The organism is Streptomyces sp. CNH189 (genome assembly GCF_000527195.1).
The window spans coordinates 12860-29158 of sequence record NZ_AZUS01000019.1 but is presented as its reverse complement, the minus strand read 5'-3'; the positions used below and the strand labels follow the sequence as shown (position 1 = coordinate 29158).

Sequence of the window (16299 nt, the reverse complement as noted above, 5' to 3'; positions counted from 1 at the left end):
TCAGGGACCCGTGCGTGCGGCCGGCCGTTCCAGCGATCCGACCAATGACCTGGTGAACGGATGCCGGGGAGCGGTCAGGACCGCCTGCGCCGAGCCCTGTTCGACGACCTCCCCCGCGTCCAGGACGGCGAGGCGGTGCGCGAGGGCCGCTGTCTCGAGGTCGTGGGTGATCAGGACCACGCTCATGTCGGCGCGCTCCCGGACCAGTTCCGTCAGGGTCCGCAGGATGTCCCGGCGGGTGACCGTGTCGAGGCCGGAGGTGATCTCGTCGCACAGCAGCACACGGGGGCGGGCCAGCAGGGCACGGGCCAGGGCGGCGCGCTGGAGTTCGCCACCGGAGAGACCGCCCGGTCGTCGACGGACCAGGTCTTCCGGCAGACCGAGGCGGGCCGTGGTGGCCAGGGCGTCCCGCCGCGCCGTCTCCGCGTCGGCTCCGCGCAGACGTACCGCGCTGCGGGCCACCTGGTGCAGAACGGACCGGTGCTCGTCGAAGGCGGCCTGCGCGTCCTGGAACACGTACTGCACGGCGGCGAGTTGGGCGCGGCCGCGGTCGCGCAGGCTGCGAGGGAGCGGAGTGCCGTCGAGCAGGATCTCGCCGTCGTGGCCGCGGTGCAGGCCGGCGAGACAGCGGGCAAGGGTGGTCTTTCCGCTCCCGGACCGGCCGACCACGGCCAGACACTCCCCGGCCCTCAGATCGAGCTCGGGCACGCGCAGCACGACCGCGGCGGAGGCGGCGGACCGCGCGTCGCGGTGCCGCGCCGTCAGTCCGCGCACGCGCAGTACAGGAGGCCCGACGCGCAGCGCGTCCTCGAAGGAGGGCAACTCCTTGTCCGACCGCAGCAGTTCACGTGTCCACGCGTGGCGCGGAGCCGCCCACACGCGCGGGGAGGGGCCCGACTCGACGACCTTGCCCGCCCGCATGACCACCACGTCGTCGGCGAGCGCCCGGACGACCTCCAGGTCGTGGCTGAGCAGCACCACGGCGACGCCGCGGGCCGCGACGGCCGCGAGCTGCTCGACGACACGGCGCTTGGTGAGGCTGTCCTGTCCCGTCGTGGGTTCGTCGGCGACGACGACCCGCGAGCCGAGCAGCAGGGCCTGGGCGAGCACGACACGTTGCTGCTGACCGCCGGACAACTGATGCGGGTACCGGCGCAACAGAAGTTCCGCGTGCGGGAGTTGCGCGTCGGAGAGTGCGCGCACCACCAGCGCGCGGGCCGCCGCCCGACGCCGCCCGCGCGGCAGATGGCGCACCTGCGGCCGGGCGATGTCGGTGAGCAGGGCGTCGACACGGCGGGCCGGCGCGAGCACGGTCGCCGGATGCTGGGGGATGTGGCCGACCCGCCCCCCGGCGGCCACGCGCACCTCGCCGCTGACCCGGGCGCCGTACGGGTACGCGCCGAGCAGGGCCAGTCCCGTCGTCGTCTTGCCGCTCCCGGAGGCACCCACCAGCGCCGTGACCGCGCCGGGCAGCACCCTGAAGGAAACGCCGTCGACGATCGCCCTGCCGTCGATCTCGACGCGCAGGTCACTCACCTCGGCCACAGGACCCTCGCCGATGCCGCTGTCGCGCCTCACGGACGCGTCTCCTTCCCTGCGTGGCCTGCTGGAATGTGACCGGCCCCCTCCGACACGGACACGGACCCCGACTCGGGCACCGACGCGCGGGCGCGCCCGCGTCCGCCCTTGTCCAGCGCCGCGTCGAACAGCAGGTTGGTCCCCGTGGTGAGGGCGACGATCAGCAGCGCGGGCACGACCACGGCCCAGGGCTGCAGGAACAGCCCGGTCCGGTTCCGGTCGACCATGACCGCCCAGTCGGCGGCGTCGGGCGCCGCGCCGACACCGAGGAACGCCGCCGTGGCGACCAGGTACAGCACACCCGTGAGCCGGGTACCGGCGTCGGCGGCCAACGTGCGCACCATGGAACGGCCGACGTGGCCGACGGCGACGCGCCACCACGTCTCCCCCTGCATCCGCAGGGCCTCCACCGCCGGGCGTGCCGCGATGTCCGTAGCCGTCGCCCGTACCAGCCGGGCCGCGTCGGGCACGTTGACGACCGCGACCAGCAGCGCGAGCCCCGCGGCCCCGGGCGAGAACACGGTGGCGACCAGCAGGATCATCAGCAGTGACGGCACGGCGAGCAGGACGTCCAGCGGCCGCATCAGCAGTTCCTCCAGCCACCGCCGGCGGGTGAGCGCACCGGCCAGGCCGAGCGGCAGCGCCACGAGGTAGGCCAGGGCGCTGGCGGCGAGCGCGGTCAGCACGACCGGCCGCCCGCCGTGCAGCACCTGGTACCAGACGTCACGGCCGACGAAGTCGGTACCGAACAGGTGCCCGCCGCCCTCGGCGAACGACGCGGCCCGCGAGCCGGGTTCGCCCGCGAGGACGGGCCCCAGCAGGGCGAGCACCACCGGCACGGTGACGACCGTGACCCCCAGCACGACGCGGCCCGTCCGCGCATGTCGAACACTGTTCACGCCGCCACCCCCGCACGCGGGACGAGCCGGTGCGCCACCAGGTCGGCCCCCAGGTTCAGCACGACGGTCACCACACCGAACACCACTGCCAGCCCCTGCACGACAGGAATGTCGCGCTCACCCACGGCGCCGAGGAGAACGGTGCCGAGCCCCGGGATCACGAACAGCGTCTCCACGACCACGACCCCGCACAGCAGCCAGTCGATCGTCCGGGCCAGCTGCTGGACCGCGGGCACCAGCGCGTGCGGCAGCGCGTGCAGGAAGCGCACGCGGACACCCGGGACGCCGTACCGGAGGGCCTGCGCCACGTACGGGGAGGCCAGCGCGTCGATCATGCCGGCGCGCACCAGCCGGACCAGGGAGCACACGGGCCGGGCGAGCAGTACGAGGACGGGCAGGACGAGCACCCCCGGCCGGCCGAGCAGGTCCGTGCCGTGGCCGACCGCCGTCGGTGGCAGCCAGCCGAGCCGCAGCGCGAACACCGTGACCAGCAGCACCCCCAGGGCGAACTCGGGCACCGCGTACACCGCGAGCGTCACCGAGCTGATGAGCCGGTCGACCACGCGGCCTTCGTACCGGGCGGCGAGCACCCCCAGACCCAGCCCGGCCGGCACCAGCAGCACCACGGTGAGCGCGGCCAGCAGCAGGGTGGGACCGAAGCCGTCGGCGAGATACCGGCCGACCGGACGCCCCGAGGTCAGGGAGGTGCCGAAGTCCCCGTGGAGCAGGCCCACCGTCCAGTCCGCCAGCCGCTCCCACGCGGGCCGGTCCAGTTCCATGGCCGTGCGGATCGCCTCGATGCGGGCCGGGTCCGGCTGGTCACCGGCGAGGGCGACGGCGGCGTCGCCCGGCAGCGCCTCGGTGAGCGCGAAGACCAGCAGCACCACGGCCACGATCTGCAGCACACCGAGGAGCAGCCGCCGGGCGACGAAGGAGCGCAGTCCGCTCACGCGAGCCACACCGTGTCGAAGCGCGCCCAGTCGAGGGTGTTGGCCGGCGCGTCCGTCGCGACCCCCCGTACCGTGCGCGCGGTTCCGATGATCCAGTCGGCGAACCCCCAGACGAGGAACCCGCCCTCGGAGTACAGGCGGCGCTGCATGCGCTCGTAGACGGCGCCGCGTTCCCGCCGGTCGCGGGTGGACTGCGCCTGCCGGTACAACGCGTCGAAGTCCCGGTGCCGCCACCGGGTGGCGTTGGTGGTGGAGTCGGTGAGCAGGCGCTGCGAGAAGTGGGACTCGATCGGCATGGCGCCGGAGCGGTAGCAGCAGAGTGTGCCGCGGTCGAGGATGTCGCTCCAGTACGTGTCCTTGCCGCCCATCCGCACGTCGACCGTGACCCCCGCCTGCTTCGCCTGGTCGCGGAAGACGCTCGCGGCCTCGGTGAAACCGGCGGCGACGGCCGAGGTGTCAAGGGTGACCCGCAGATCCTCGGCACCGGCCTGCTTGAGCAGGAACCTGGCCTTGTCCACGTCCTGTTCGCGCTGCGGCAGACCGTCCGCGTAGTACTCGTAGCCCTTGCCGAACAGGTCGTTGCCCGTCTCGCCCGCACCGGACAGCGCGGCGTCGACGAGTTCCCGCCGGTCGGCGATCAGGAAGAACGCCCGGCGCACCCGTACGTCGTCGAAGGGCGGCCGGTCGGTCTTCATGCAGAACGCCTGCATGGCGCTGTTCCGCAGCCGCACGATCCTGATCCGGCCCTGGTCCTCGTGGGCGCGGGCGGTCGCCGGGGCGAGCTCGTGGGCGTACTCGACCTGTCCGCCGAGCAGGGCGTTGACGCGGGCCGACTCGTCGTTGGCGACGACGAACTCGACCTCGTCCAGGTACGGGGCGCCGTCCCAGTGGTCGTCGTAGCGGCGGAAGACGGCCGAACGGCCCGGGGTGAACGACACGAAGCGGAAGGGGCCGGAGCCGACCGGGTCCCGGTCGAAGTCGGACGCGTGCGCGGGCACGACGTACGCGCCGAACGAGGCCAGGACGTTGGGGAATTCGGCGGTGGGCCGCTTGAGGACGAACTCGATGGCCCGCCGGCCCGTGGCACGGCTCGCGTCCAGGTCGATGGGTTCGAGGGAGGCCCGGGCCCGGAACGACTCCCCGGGATCCGCGATACGGCGGTAACTGTGGAGGACGTCTTCGGAGGTGACCGGTCTGCCGTCGTGGAAGGTCGCCTCCCGCAGCGTGACCTGCCAGCGGTCCAGGGTGGTGTTGGGTTCCCACCGCTCGGCGAGGCGCGGCCGGGCGGACAGATCGGGGCCGTAGTCGGCGAGTTTGTCGTAGAGCGCCTTGGCGCGGGCCGCGTCGGCGAACAGGTTGGCCCGGTGCGGGTCGAGCGTCTCGCTCGCGCCGCCGCCCGCGAACGCGGCGCGCAGCCGGCCGCCGCGCTTCGGCCTGCCGCCCGGTTCGGGGTCACTGTCGTCTCCGGGGCCGCCGCAGCCGGCCAGGGAGAGCGCGCCGAGGGAGGCGGCGCCGGTGGCGGTGAGGAAGCCGCGTCGTCGCAGGCCCGCGAAGCGGTCCTGGGGCAGCGGGTGAGATGTTCCTTCGTGCATGGGGATGTCCTTGCGAGTGTGTGGTCGATGGTTCGGTGGTGCCTGGACGCGGAGGCGGCTGTCAGGGCCGGGTGAGTCGGGCCACGACGTGCAGCCGGTCGGCGTCGGCGGTGCGGCCGGGGAGCAGTCCCTCGCGCCAGGGCGGTTCGGTGCGCGGGCCCGGTCCGTCGTGCAGTTCCAGGACCTCGAAGCCGTGGGAGGTCAGGAGGTGGCGCAGCTCCTGCGGGAACAGCAGCCGCCACGCCGTACGCTCTTCGACGGGCTCGGAGCCGTCGTCCGCGCGCCACACGCGGACCCGGCGCAGGAGCTGGGCCGTACGGTCCACGGTGAGCGTGGTGACGGACCGGTGGACGGTGCCCCGCCAGTCCAACGCGGCGACGGCGGGGGTGCCGAGCAGATCCGAACGCCCCAGGAAGTAGGCGCCGTTGCGCATCTCCGCCACCAACAGGCCGCCGGGGCCCAGCGCCCGTCGGCTGGAGGACAGGAAGCGGTCGAGCTGCTCGTTGGTGTGGCAGTACAGCAGAGCGCTGTCGAGGCACACCACGGCGTCGAACGCGCCCCGCCCGACGTCGAATCCGTGCAGATCGGCGCGCACGTAACGGGGCCCCGGGTGGTGGGCGCGCGCGTGGGCGAGCATCGGCTCGGACAGGTCCGCCGCGGTCACCAGGCGTCCCGCACCGTGCAGGTGGGCGGCGTCGCGCCCGGTGCCGCAGCCCATGTCCAGCACACGCGGCCCCGCGTCGTGCCGTCGCAGGCAGTCCTCCGCCCACCGCCCGGCCAGCCGGCCGGGATCGGGGAAGCGGGCCTCGTACAACTCGGGACGGTCCGTGAGCAGATTGCGGGAGCGCCCGTCGGACGGGAAAGTCATGCCGGTTCCCCCCTCAGACTGTCGCGGGCACGGCCGGCTCCGGTGACGCGGGCAGCGCCCCCGTCCGGCGCAGCCGGGCCACGGCCAGGGCGGACGCCAGGCCGAACAGCGCACAGCACGCCCACGGCAGCCATGTGGCGCCGCTGTGCCCGGCCGTGTCCATGGCCCAGCCCACGACGGTGTTGCCCACGGCCGCCGCCACACCCGAGACGACGTAGAAGACACCGAAGTACGTGCCCGTCAGCCCCGCGCGGCCGAAGGCGGGAATCAGCTCCATCACGAACGGCTGCGCCACCATCACCCCGAGGCTCAGCAGCAGCGCCCCCGTCAGCACGGGCAGCACACGCACCACCCCGTTCGCCACGCCGTCCGGCCCACCGGAGGCGCCCGAGGCCAGGGCCGGCGGCAGGAACGCCAGCGCCATCAGGGCGAGGCCCGCGACGACCCAGAGCCCCCGGTGCCCCCGCCGCTTCAGGGCGCGGGTGACCCGCAGTTGCAGGGACAGATGGGCGACGGTGCCCACGAGGAGCACGAGCCCGGCGGAGCCGTCCCAGTCGGTCGCCCGCCGCGCGCCGTCGGGCAGCAGCAGATACAGCTGGCTCTCCAGGGTGAACATGCCGACCATGGCGAGCGCGAAGGCGAGGAATGCCCGGTTGCCGAGGACCTCACGCCAGTCCGCCGACACCGTGCCGGCACGCGGCCCGGCCGCGCGGGCGGGCAGCACCATGACCTGCGCGACGGTGAGGACGGCGAAGATGGCTGCGGCGGTCAGGGCCGAGGTGCGGAAGTCCACCAGCAGCAACGCACTGCCCAGCAGGGGCCCTACCAGCGCACCAGTGGCGGCGAACACGTTGAACAAGGCGAACGCCTCCGCCGTACGCCCGTCCGCCTCATGCGCGAGGTAGGCGCGCACGGCGGGGTTGAACAACGCCCCGGCGAAGCCGCTGAGCACGGACGCGGACAGCAGCACCGCCAGGCCGTCCCCGAGCGCGAACAGGGCGAACCCGAGGGTGCGCAGCGCGCAGCCGGCGATGATCACACCCCGGGCGCCGAGCCGGTCGGCGGCGGACCCGCCCACGACGAACAGGCCCTGCTGGCTGAGGGTGCGGACACCGAGGACCATGCCGACGGCGGCGGCCGACATGCCGAGGTCCTCGGTGAGGTGGGTGGCGAGGTAGGGGATCAGCAGGTAGAAGCCGGTGTTCACGCCGAACTGGTTGACCAGCAGGAGCTGGACCGCGAGCGGGAAGCGGCGTATCTCGTGCCAGGTCCTCACGACACACCCACCGGCGCCCCGATGCGGTGGCGCTCGCCTCGTGGTTCGACGCCCAGCCCCGGCAGGCCACTTGGCCGTACGTACCCGTCCTCGCCGCCGATGCCGGTCCACGGGTCGTGGGCCAGCAGCAGATGTCCGTCGAGGTCGGTCCAGTGGGCCCGTCCGGCCAGATGCACCGCGGGCGCGATGCCGAGGCTGCTGGCCGTCAGACACCCCAGCATCAGCTCGGTACCGCTTCCGGCGACGGTCTCGGCGATACGCAGGGCCGCGTGCACACCGCCGCACTTGGCCAGCTTGACGTTCACTCCGTGGACGCGTCCGGCGAGCCGGCGTACGTCCTCCAGACCGACGGCGTCCTCGTCGGCGACGACGGGCAGCGGTGAGCGTTCGGCGAGTGCGGCGAGCGCCTCGGGATCGCCGGGGGTGACGGGCTGTTCGACGGCCTCGACGCCGAGGTCGGCGAAGCGGGGCAGCAGCGAGGCGGCCTGACCGGCCGTCCAGGCGCCGTTGGGGTCGAGGAGCAGCCGGGCGCGGGGCGCGGCGTCCCGGACGACCCGCAGGCGCTCGACGTCGTCCTCCGGGTCGGGGCAGCCCGCCTTGACCTTCAGGATCTCGAAACCGCCGGCCGTCAGTGACCTCGCCTGCGCCGCCGCGTCGAGCGGCGAGGTGATGCCGATGGTGCGGGCGGTGGCGGCCACCGGAACCCGGGGGAAGCCCAGAAGCCGGTGCACCGGCAGGCCCGCGAGAGTCCCGGCGAGGTCGAGCAGTGCGGCCTCCACGGCGGCGCGCACCGCCGGGGGAGTGGCTCCGCCGGCCAGCTCACCGGCGCGCAGCGACTCCAGGGCGCTCACCGGATCGGCGTAACGCGTCAGATCCCCGACGACGTCGGTGAAGCACCGTCGCAGGCGCGCGGTGTCCAGGCCGTAGTAGACGCTGGTGACGGCCTCGCCGTGACCGGTGGCCCCGTCGTGTTCGACGCTCAGCCACACGGCGTCGCGGGCGGACATCGTCGAACGGGATATGCGCAGCGGCTCGGTGAGTTCGAGCCGCACGGTGCGCGTCGCGGCCTTCACGGGGTCCTCCCTGCGGGGGGTGCGGTCTTCAAGGGGTCGGTGACACGGGTGCAGCGCGCCCAGCCGATGGCCTCGGCGGCGCGGGGGTACGGGATCTCCACGGGGCGGGTGGCCGCGGTGGCGGGGTCGAGGCCGTGGGCGGTCGTGAAGTCGTCGTCGTAGACGGTGCCGAGGTAACGGTGCGGGCCGTCGGGGAAGATGGTGGCGACGACCGCGCCCGGGTGGACGCGGGCCGCCCAGGCGGCGACCCGGGCGACGGCGCCGGTGCTCCAGCCGCCGGTGACGAAACTGCCGGAGGCGAGCCGCCGGCAACTGTCCACGGCTTCCGCCGGGCCGATCCAGTGCACCTCGTCGAACGCGTCGTAGGCGACGTTGCGCGGGTGGATGCTGCTGCCCAGCCCGCGCATCAGCCGCGGCCGGGCGGGCTGCCCGAAGATCGCGGAGCCGGTGGAGTCCACGCCGATCAGCCGCAGCGCGGGCCAGTGACGTCGTAACGGACCGATGAGACCCGCGCTGTGCCCGCCGGTGCCGACGCTGCACACGAGGATGTCCAGATGGTCGAGCTGTACGGCCAGTTCGGCGGCGAGCGAGGCGTAACCGGCGCTGTTGCCCGGGTTGTTGTACTGATCGGGCCAGTACGCCCCCGGCAGCTCGGCCAGCAGCTCCCGGAGCCGGGCCAGCCGGGCCGCCTGCCAGCCGCCCCGTGCGGCGGGACGGTCCACGATCTCCAGCCGCACCCCGTGGGCCCGCAGCAACTGCCGCATGGAAGGCTCCAGTTCACTGTCCCCCACCAGGACGACGGGATGCCCGAGGGCCTGCCCGGCGAAGGCGAGGCCGAGCCCGAGCGTGCCGGACGTCGACTCCACGACCGGTGCGCCAGGACGCAGTTCGCCGCGTTCGCGGGCGTCCAGCAGCATCGACACGGCGGGCCGTGCCTTCATCCCGCCGGCCGACAGCCCTTCGAGCTTCGCCCAGAAGCCCGGGTGCGCATGCGGCAGACCGGTGGTGACGCGGACGACGGGGGTACGGCCGAGGAGGGTCAGCAGTTCCGGGCGGGCGGTGGGGCGGGCCGCCGGAGCGACGGTGGCGGTCACCCGACGCCTCCCGGAGGGTCGGCGCGGTAGTGGTGGAGCGTGCTCGGACCGCCGTCCAGCCAGAAGAAGGGGTACGGCTCCGCGCACACCGCGCTCACCCCGTGGCCCAGGAAGCGGGGCAGCACGGCGCTGCCCGTCTGCGCGAACGCGACCAGTTGCTTGCCGTGCTCCAGCGCGTGCCGCCGCAGCGGCTCGAACGTCTCGTTGCCCAGGGTCATCCCGGACACCAGCAGCGCGTCACAGCGGTCCGCCCCGGCGAACGCGTCGGTGACGACGGGCTCACCCCATTCGGTGACCCCGCCCTTGAGATCGCAGGGCACATACGCCAGGTGCCGGTCCCGCAGGGCCTCCAGCAGGGAGTTGACCACGCCGACCACGAGCACCATGGATCCCGGCGGCAGGTCGAGCAGCCCGACGACCGCGCGCGCCCGGGCCCGTGACTTCTCCAGCGAGCTGCCGGCCGGCACCGGTACCGGCAGCGCCCCGTGGGCCGGCGAGTGCGGGGTGACGTGCATCAGGTAGGCGTCCAGGGCGGCCACGCGCACCGGGGCCAGCGGATGCGCGAGCAGCTGGTCCACGCCCGCGCCGGCACACTCCTCGACCACGGTGTCAACGAGCGTGCCCGGTTCCACCGCGCAACTGCCGACGGCTCCGCCGAGACGCAGCCCGAGCACCTCGTTGCGGTAGCCGGTGCCCCGTCCGTCGTGCCGCACGGCCTGTCGCGTCGTGAACGCCACGGCGACGCGCAGCGCCGCCGGATCCGGCCCGAGCGCTCCGGCCCGGACCCGCGCCAGGAGCGTCTCGTACGTCGGCGCGCCGGCGGACGCCGGGCGGCCGGTGATCGTCGGAGGGACCGGGGTCGTCCGCTCGGCCGGAGCCGCCCGGCGGACCGTGGCCGCCGCGTCGACGGCGGCCGTCGGACCGACGGTGGTCATCGGATCACCAGCCCGGACCGCAGCTCGCCGAGCAGGTCCTCGGCCCTGGCCCGGGCGCCGGTTCCCTCCGGGTCGCCGACCATGACGTGCCCGAGGTACTCGTTGTTGCTGCCCGCAGCCCTCACCTGCCTTCCCGGCGCGGCGAGCTCCACCTCCAGCACGTCCGGCAGCGACCGGAGCCCGTTCCCGTCAACAGCCGTGAGCGTGCCGGTGGCCTCCGGCACCAGGAAGCCGACGGCGGCGGACCGCAGTCCCGTGTCGGTGCGCCGCAGATCCGGCGCGCGGCCCAGCGAGACGTCCACGAAGGCCGCGACGAGGTCGACACCGGTGACATGGCGGACGAGTTCGGTGATGCGGTTGCCGGCGGGCCGAGGGTTGACCTCGACCACGCGCGGTCCCGCCGAGGTCAGCTTGATCTCGGTGTGCGCGACGACGCCCTCGGTGAGACCCAGCGCCTTGAGCGCGTCCAGCGCGGTCCGCACCGCGTCGTCGGCCTCGGCGGCCGTCAGGGCGGCGGGGAACATGTGGCCGGTCTCGATGAACCCGGGCGCGCCGCCGATGCTCTTGTCGGTCACCCCCACCACGTGGACCGCGCCCGCGTGCGACACGGTCTCGACACTCACCTCCGGCCCGTCCAGCAGCTCCTCCAGCAGCACCGCCGGAGCCCGCCGCTGACCGCGCGCGTTGACCGGGAAGTCGGCCAGCGCAGCGACCGCGGCGGCGAGTTGGGTCTCGTCGTCCACCCGGCGTACGTACATCCCCGCACACAGGTCGACGGGCTTGACGACCAATGGGTAACCGATGTCCCGCGCCGCCGAGGCGATCCGCGCCCACTCCTCGTGCACCGCGAACCGAGGACCGGGCACCCCCGCCTCCTCCAGCACGCGCCGCGTCGTGTCCTTGCGGCAGGCGTCCCGCACCGCCGCGGCGTCCGGTGCGGGCAGTCCGAGCCGCTCGGCCGCGAGCGCCGCCGTCGGCAGGTAGTAGTCGCAGGACGTGAGCACGCCGTCGAACCCGAGCACCTCGTGCAGCCGCGCGACGAGGGGCAGCAGGGCGTCCGGGTCGTTGGTGTCCGCCGTGATCACGTTGCGGGCCCCGAGCAGCGGGTGCGCCGCGCCCTCGGGCGCCGTACGCAGGTAGTGGTGCAGGTCGCGGGTGAGGAACGTGAACGCGTGTCCACCCTCCTGTATCGCCCGTGGCAGCAGCCTGCTCATCGATCCGACCCAGCTCTCGACCACCAGCAGATGAGCCACAACTCCCCTTTTCATGCCATGTCCTGAGGCGCGGTCGCCATGTCGCGGCAGCCCGATCGGACCCCTACGGGAGGAGTCGGGCCGCCGTACTGGACACGATAACGGTAATCATTTTCAATGTCAGCCGTCGAGGGGGTGCGGTTGTCCTGACGATGTGTCGGGCCACCGGGCGGTCGCGTCCGAAGGTTCGCCGGCCGGTCGCGCACGGAGACGGAACGGCGGACGGCCGGGTCGGGCGTGTGCCCCGACCTGGCCGTCCGCCGTCCGGTGTGTCAGTCCCCGTGCCGGCGCAGCAGCGTCAACTCCTGGTTCAGCTCGCCGAGGAACCGGATGACCACGCGCAGCTCGTCGCTCGTGAAGCGCTCACGGGCCGCGTCGGTGCTCCGCGCGAGCGGCTGGAAGTACTCCCGGGCCAGCCCTTTGGCGCGCTCCGCGTACTCCAGGTGCACCACGCGACGGTCGTCGACCGCCCGGACACGCCGGATGTGACCCGCTCGCTCCAGCCGGTCCAGGCATGCTGTCATCGCACCGGAGGTGAGGTTGAGCTGCTTGCGCAGGCGACCCGGCGTCATGGGCTCGTCCGGCCCGCCGGCGTCGAGGATCGCGATCAGGGCCTGCATGTCCGTGTGGTGCAGACCGTGCTCCTGTGCGAACTCCTGGACGATGCGATTGAACTCGGCGGTCATCCGACGCAGTTGCACCGCGAATGACTGCAGCCCTGTCGGGCACTCCTCCGGCGGAGGAGATGCGGGGGTTTCGGAGCCGCTCATAGCGGCCAGTATAGGATCACTCGATCATTGACATAATCGACCATTGACATAATCTCTCGCGTCAGTAGGAACTCACATGACAACCGGACCACGCCGTGCCCGCTGGCTCGTTCCGCTCGCTCTGCTGATCGTCTGGCTCGGCGTGGGCGGGATGCTCGGCCCGTACGCGGGCAAGCTCGGCGAGGTGGCCACCAACGACCAGGCCTCCTTCCTGCCGCAGAGCGCCGAGTCCACGCGGGTGCTCGACGAGCGTAAGGCGTTCGACCAGCAGGCGACGCTCCCGGCCATCGTCGTGTGGACGGCGGACGGGACGGCGGACGCAGACCGCGTCACCGACGCCCAGCGCACCGACGCCACCCGCGCGGTCGCCGCACTCGCCGGCAAGCCCGGCGTCGTCGGAACACCGTCACCGGCCTTCCCCTCGAAGGACGGAGAGGCGCTGCAGGCGGTCGTGCAGCTCAAGACCGACCTCGGCGACGGCCTGGCGGACGTGGTCGACGAGGTACGCGACGCCGCGGAAGGCGTTCCCGGCACGAAGGCCCAGGTGGCGGGCCCCGCGGCCAGTCAGGTCGACCTGTCGGACGCGTTCGCCGGCATCGACGGACTGCTGCTCGGTGTGGCACTCGCCGCCGTACTGGTGATCCTCCTGCTGGTCTACCGCAGCGTCCTGCTGCCCTTCGTCATCATCCTCGGTTCCGTCTTCGCGCTCGGCCTCGCCTGCGCGGTCGTCTACGTCCTGGCCGACCACGACGTGGTGCGGGTCGACGGCCAGGTGCAGGGCATCCTGTCGATCCTCGTCATCGGCGCGGCCACCGACTACGCCCTGCTGCTCGCCGCCCGCTTCCGGGAGGAACTCGCCGTGCACGGCGACCGGTTCACGGCCGCCCTGGCCGCCGTCCGCAGGTCGTTCGGCGCCATCACCGCCAGCGCGGCCACCGTGGCCCTCGGTCTGCTGACGCTGCTCGCCAGCGACCTCACCAACAACCGCGCCCTCGGGCCGGTCGGCGCCATCGGCATCGTGTGCGCCGTGGTCTCGGCACTCACCTTCCTGCCGGCCGCCCTCGCCCTGCTGGGCCGCAGCGCGTACTGGCCCGCCAAGCCCAAGGAGTCGGACGCCTCCGTCGAGGGGCACAAGGTGTGGCGCCGTGTCGCCGCGACCGTCGACCGCAAGCCGCGCCGCGTGTGGGCGCTGACCGCGCTGGTCCTCGCCGTCTTCGCGGCCTTCTCCCCGTCCCTGTCCGCCAAGGGCACCCCGCTCGACGAGATCTTCGTGAACGACGCACCGTCGGTCGCCGCCCAGCAGACGCTCGGGGAGCACTTCCCCGGCGGGTCGGGCAACCCGGCCGTCGTCATCGCCGACGCCGACCGCCTCGACGAGGTGACGGCCGCCGCCCGCAAGACCGAAGGCGTCGCCACCGCCGACCCGGTCTCCGCCTCCGGACGGCCCGGCGGCGGTGAGCCCCTCGTCGTCGACGGGCGGGCACGCGTCGACGCCACGCTGGAGGCCGCCGCCGACAGCGACGCCGCGAAGAAGACCGTCCAGCGGCTGCGCGACAACCTGCACGAGATCTCCGGGGCCGACGCGCTCGTCGGCGGCTACACCGCCCAGCAGGTCGACACCCAGCAGACCGCCTCCGACGACCGCACCCTGATCGTCCCGATCATCCTCGTCGTGATCCTGCTGATCCTCGCGCTGCTGCTGCGGTCCGTGCTCGTGCCCGTGCTGCTGGTGGCGACCGTGGGCCTCAACTTCCTCGCCACCCTCGGCATCTCCGCGCTGGTCTTCGAGCACCTCTTCGGCTTCAGCGGCACCGACGCGTCGGTCCCGCTGTACGGCTTCGTGTTCCTGGTGGCCCTGGGCGTCGACTACAACATCTTCCTGATGTCCCGGGTCCGCGAGGAGGCCCTGACGCACGGCACCCGGCAGGGCGTACTGCGCGGACTGACCACGACCGGCGGCGTCATCACCTCGGCCGGCGTGGTCCTCGCGGCGACCTTCGCCGCGCTGATGGTCATTCCGCTGGCCTTCCTGGTGCAGATCGCCTTCATCGTCGCCTTCGGAGTGCTGCTGGACACGCTCGTGGTCCGCTCGCTCCTGGTGCCCGCGCTGGTGATCGACATCGGCCCCAAGGCGTGGTGGCCCGGCGCGCTGTCCCGCGACGACGGCAAGGACCCCGCGGACGGCAAAGAGACGTCGGCGGCCGACCGCGGCTGACGGACCCGACGGACGGGGGTGGGGCGGGCAGCCGTACGGCTGCCCGCCCCTCCGTGGTGCGAGAACTTCGCCTGCTGCCGCAACTGCGGCGACACCGAGATCGGCGGCGTGGGAGAGCCGACGCCCGCGGCTTCGTCCACTTCCACACCCAGTGCACGGACAGCGCCGCGGCCGGCTACGGACTGACCCTGCTGTACTGCGGCTTCGACGGCTCACCCGAGACCACGGTGGCCGTCGGCCACGAGGTCGTGGCCGCCCTCGAAGCGGTGGGCCTCCGCACTGCCTGGAACCAGGAGCCCGGACACGCCATCACCGTCACCCCCTTGGACTGGCGCCGCCTGGTCGGCTAGGCAACGGCCGCCCTCCGTCGCGGCTCCGGGGCCGGTCGGCGGAGGAAACAACGCGCCCCCGGGCGGCCAGGGGTCGGCCCGGGGGCGGTGAGGTCGCCGGTCGGTGGGTCAGGCCGACGGGTCCTGGGGACAGGCCGCCGTCGGCGTCTTCCCGGGCGCGCGGTGGGTGTCGGCGCCCGGGGACGCGAGGACGACCTTCGAGGCGCGGGAGCCCCGGTCGAGGTAGCCGCCGGTCGCGGCGAGGGCCAGGCCCACCAGGGCCAGGGCGGCGCCGACCAGGGTGGGGGAGGACCAGCCCCAGCCGGCCGCGATGACCAGGCCGCCGAGCCAGGCACCGCCCGCGTTGGCCAGGTTGAACGCGGAGTGGTTGGACGCGGCCGCCATCGTCGGCGCCTCGTGCGCTTTCGTCATCAACAGCATCTGCACCGGCGTGGTGATCAGCGCACTCAGGCCCCCGGTCACCGTGATGACGATCAGCGCGGGCACCAGGTGACCGATGACGAAGTGAAGCGTCACCAGCGCCGCCGCCAGCAGCGCGAAACCGCCGTAGAGGGTCGGGCGCAGCGCCCGGTCGGTGAGCGGGCCGGCGACGAGGGTGCCGAGCGTCATGCCGACGCCGAACAGCGCGAGCACCAGCGTGGTCGAGGAGTCCGAGATGCCGGTCAGGTGGGTCAGCATCGGCACGAGATAGCTGTACATGGCGAAGTAGCCGCCGAAGCCGACGACCGCCGTGACGATGCCGAGCAGCACCTGCTTGTTCTTCATCGCGCGCAGCTCGTGCAGGACACCAGCCTGCTCGCCGCGCGGCTGGTGGGGCACGAGCCGTACCAGGGCGGCCAGCGCCAGCACGCCGATGACGGCCACCGCCGCGTACGCCCAGCGCCAGCCGAACTGCTGCCCGAGCGCGGTCCCGGCGGGGACACCGACGATGTTGGCGACCGTCAGGCCGAGGAACATCATCGACACCGCGCGTGCGGCCCGGTCGGGCGCGACCAGCTTGGAGGCGACGACCGCGCCGACGCCGAACAGCGCACCGTGGGGGAGGCCCGCCAGGATGCGCGCGGCGAACAGCAGTCCGTAGTTCGGGGCGAGTGCGGAGGCCACGTTACCGACGACGAACAGGCCCGTGAGCATCAGCAGCAGCCGCTTGTGCGGCACACGGGCACCCATCGCGGTCAGCAGCGGCGCTCCGACGACCACGCCCAGGGCGTAGGCGGAGACAACGTTGCCCGCGTCCGGCACGGACACCGCCACGCCGTCGGCGATCTGCGGGAGGAGGCCCATCGTGACGAACTCGGTCGTGCCGATGCCGAACGCGACGACGGCCAGGGCGAACAAAGCCAAGGGCATGGCAGGGAGGAGCCTTCCGAAGTGGGAGCCGGGTGTGGGCACACACCGCTCGGCACCGCGTCACCGGTGTACGTCCGGTGGCAGCGGTGCCTGGTC

At 73.3% G+C, this 16299-nt stretch carries 13 protein-coding genes and 1 pseudogene; 2 read left to right on the top strand and 12 right to left on the bottom strand.

The genetic code is table 11. From position 1 onward, the window contains the following. The 11 genes from B100_RS0124100 to B100_RS0124050 all read right to left on the bottom strand — a co-directional run bounded on the left by B100_RS0124100 (position 1) and on the right by B100_RS0124050 (position 12288). Entirely contained in the window at positions 1 to 1578 is a 1578-nt protein-coding gene (locus B100_RS0124100; protein WP_024886975.1) for an ABC transporter ATP-binding protein, read from the bottom strand. Continuing rightward, positions 1575 to 2477 (bottom strand): ABC transporter permease, encoded by a 903-nt coding sequence (locus B100_RS0124095; protein WP_078541155.1) that lies wholly within the window; start codon positions 2475 to 2477, stop codon positions 1575 to 1577. The genes B100_RS0124100 and B100_RS0124095 overlap by 4 nt, the downstream gene beginning before the upstream one ends. Further along, positions 2474 to 3427 (bottom strand): ABC transporter permease, encoded by a 954-nt coding sequence (locus tag B100_RS0124090; protein WP_024886973.1) that lies wholly within the window; start codon positions 3425 to 3427, stop codon positions 2474 to 2476. Before B100_RS0124090 ends, B100_RS0124095 begins: the two co-directional genes overlap by 4 nt. Further along, the gene (locus tag B100_RS0124085; protein ID WP_024886972.1) at positions 3424 to 5019 is read right to left on the bottom strand and encodes an ABC transporter substrate-binding protein; all 1596 of its coding nucleotides are present in this window, start codon (positions 5017 to 5019) and stop codon (positions 3424 to 3426) included. Before B100_RS0124085 ends, B100_RS0124090 begins: the two co-directional genes overlap by 4 nt. A gap of 61 nt (positions 5020 to 5080) precedes the next feature. Continuing rightward, positions 5081 to 5887, bottom strand: coding sequence for a class I SAM-dependent methyltransferase (locus B100_RS0124080; RefSeq protein WP_024886971.1), 807 nt, complete (start codon positions 5885 to 5887; stop codon positions 5081 to 5083). Positions 5888 to 5900: 13 nt separating this feature from the next. Continuing rightward, positions 5901 to 7163: an MFS transporter gene (locus B100_RS0124075; RefSeq protein ID WP_024886970.1), complete on the bottom strand. Its 1263-nt coding sequence runs from the start codon at positions 7161 to 7163 to the stop codon at positions 5901 to 5903. After that, on the bottom strand, positions 7160 to 8236 hold the full coding sequence (locus tag B100_RS0124070; protein WP_024886969.1) for a dipeptide epimerase: 1077 nt from the start codon (positions 8234 to 8236) through the stop codon (positions 7160 to 7162). The genes B100_RS0124075 and B100_RS0124070 overlap by 4 nt, the downstream gene beginning before the upstream one ends. Beyond that, positions 8233 to 9330: a cysteine synthase family protein gene (locus B100_RS0124065; protein WP_024886968.1), complete on the bottom strand. Its 1098-nt coding sequence runs from the start codon at positions 9328 to 9330 to the stop codon at positions 8233 to 8235. Before B100_RS0124065 ends, B100_RS0124070 begins: the two co-directional genes overlap by 4 nt. Beyond that, complete coding sequence (locus tag B100_RS0124060) at positions 9327 to 10172, bottom strand: hypothetical protein (RefSeq protein WP_024886967.1); 846 nt, start codon at positions 10170 to 10172, stop codon at positions 9327 to 9329. Before B100_RS0124060 ends, B100_RS0124065 begins: the two co-directional genes overlap by 4 nt. Before the next feature lie 89 nt (positions 10173 to 10261). After that, positions 10262 to 11518, bottom strand: coding sequence for an ATP-grasp domain-containing protein (locus B100_RS0124055; protein ID WP_024886966.1), 1257 nt, complete (start codon positions 11516 to 11518; stop codon positions 10262 to 10264). A gap of 272 nt (positions 11519 to 11790) precedes the next feature. After that, on the bottom strand, positions 11791 to 12288 hold the full coding sequence (locus B100_RS0124050; RefSeq protein ID WP_024886965.1) for a MarR family winged helix-turn-helix transcriptional regulator: 498 nt from the start codon (positions 12286 to 12288) through the stop codon (positions 11791 to 11793). Positions 12289 to 12364: 76 nt separating this feature from the next. Here B100_RS0124050 and B100_RS0124045 point away from each other — a divergent pair, with 76 nt between their 5' ends. Together B100_RS0124045 and B100_RS0124040 are read left to right on the top strand one after the other, a co-directional pair. Continuing rightward, positions 12365 to 14503: an MMPL family transporter gene (locus B100_RS0124045; protein WP_024886964.1), complete on the top strand. Its 2139-nt coding sequence runs from the start codon at positions 12365 to 12367 to the stop codon at positions 14501 to 14503. A 60-nt stretch (positions 14504 to 14563) separates the two neighbouring features. Then, positions 14564 to 14853 (top strand): annotated as a pseudogene (locus B100_RS0124040) (DUF6891 domain-containing protein); the annotation flags it as partial. Between the two features lie 108 nt (positions 14854 to 14961). On the opposite strand, the gene B100_RS0124035 reads toward B100_RS0124040, so the two are convergent. Further along, positions 14962 to 16203 carry an MFS transporter gene (locus B100_RS0124035; protein ID WP_024886962.1) on the bottom strand — a complete coding sequence of 414 codons (1242 nt, stop codon included), beginning with the start codon at positions 16201 to 16203 and terminating at the stop codon, positions 14962 to 14964. Positions 16204 to 16299 lie beyond the last annotated feature (96 nt).

Coding starts and splice junctions, on each gene's coding strand:
- B100_RS0124050 (WP_024886965.1), bottom strand. CDS start 12,288: ATGAGCGGCTCCGAAACCCCCGCATCTCCTCCGCCGGAGGAGTGCCCG.
- B100_RS0124045 (WP_024886964.1), top strand. CDS start 12,365: ATGACAACCGGACCACGCCGTGCCCGCTGGCTCGTTCCGCTCGCTCTG.
- B100_RS0124080 (WP_024886971.1), bottom strand. CDS start 5,887: ATGACTTTCCCGTCCGACGGGCGCTCCCGCAATCTGCTCACGGACCGT.
- B100_RS0124035 (WP_024886962.1), bottom strand. CDS start 16,203: ATGCCCTTGGCTTTGTTCGCCCTGGCCGTCGTCGCGTTCGGCATCGGC.
- B100_RS0124085 (WP_024886972.1), bottom strand. CDS start 5,019: ATGCACGAAGGAACATCTCACCCGCTGCCCCAGGACCGCTTCGCGGGC.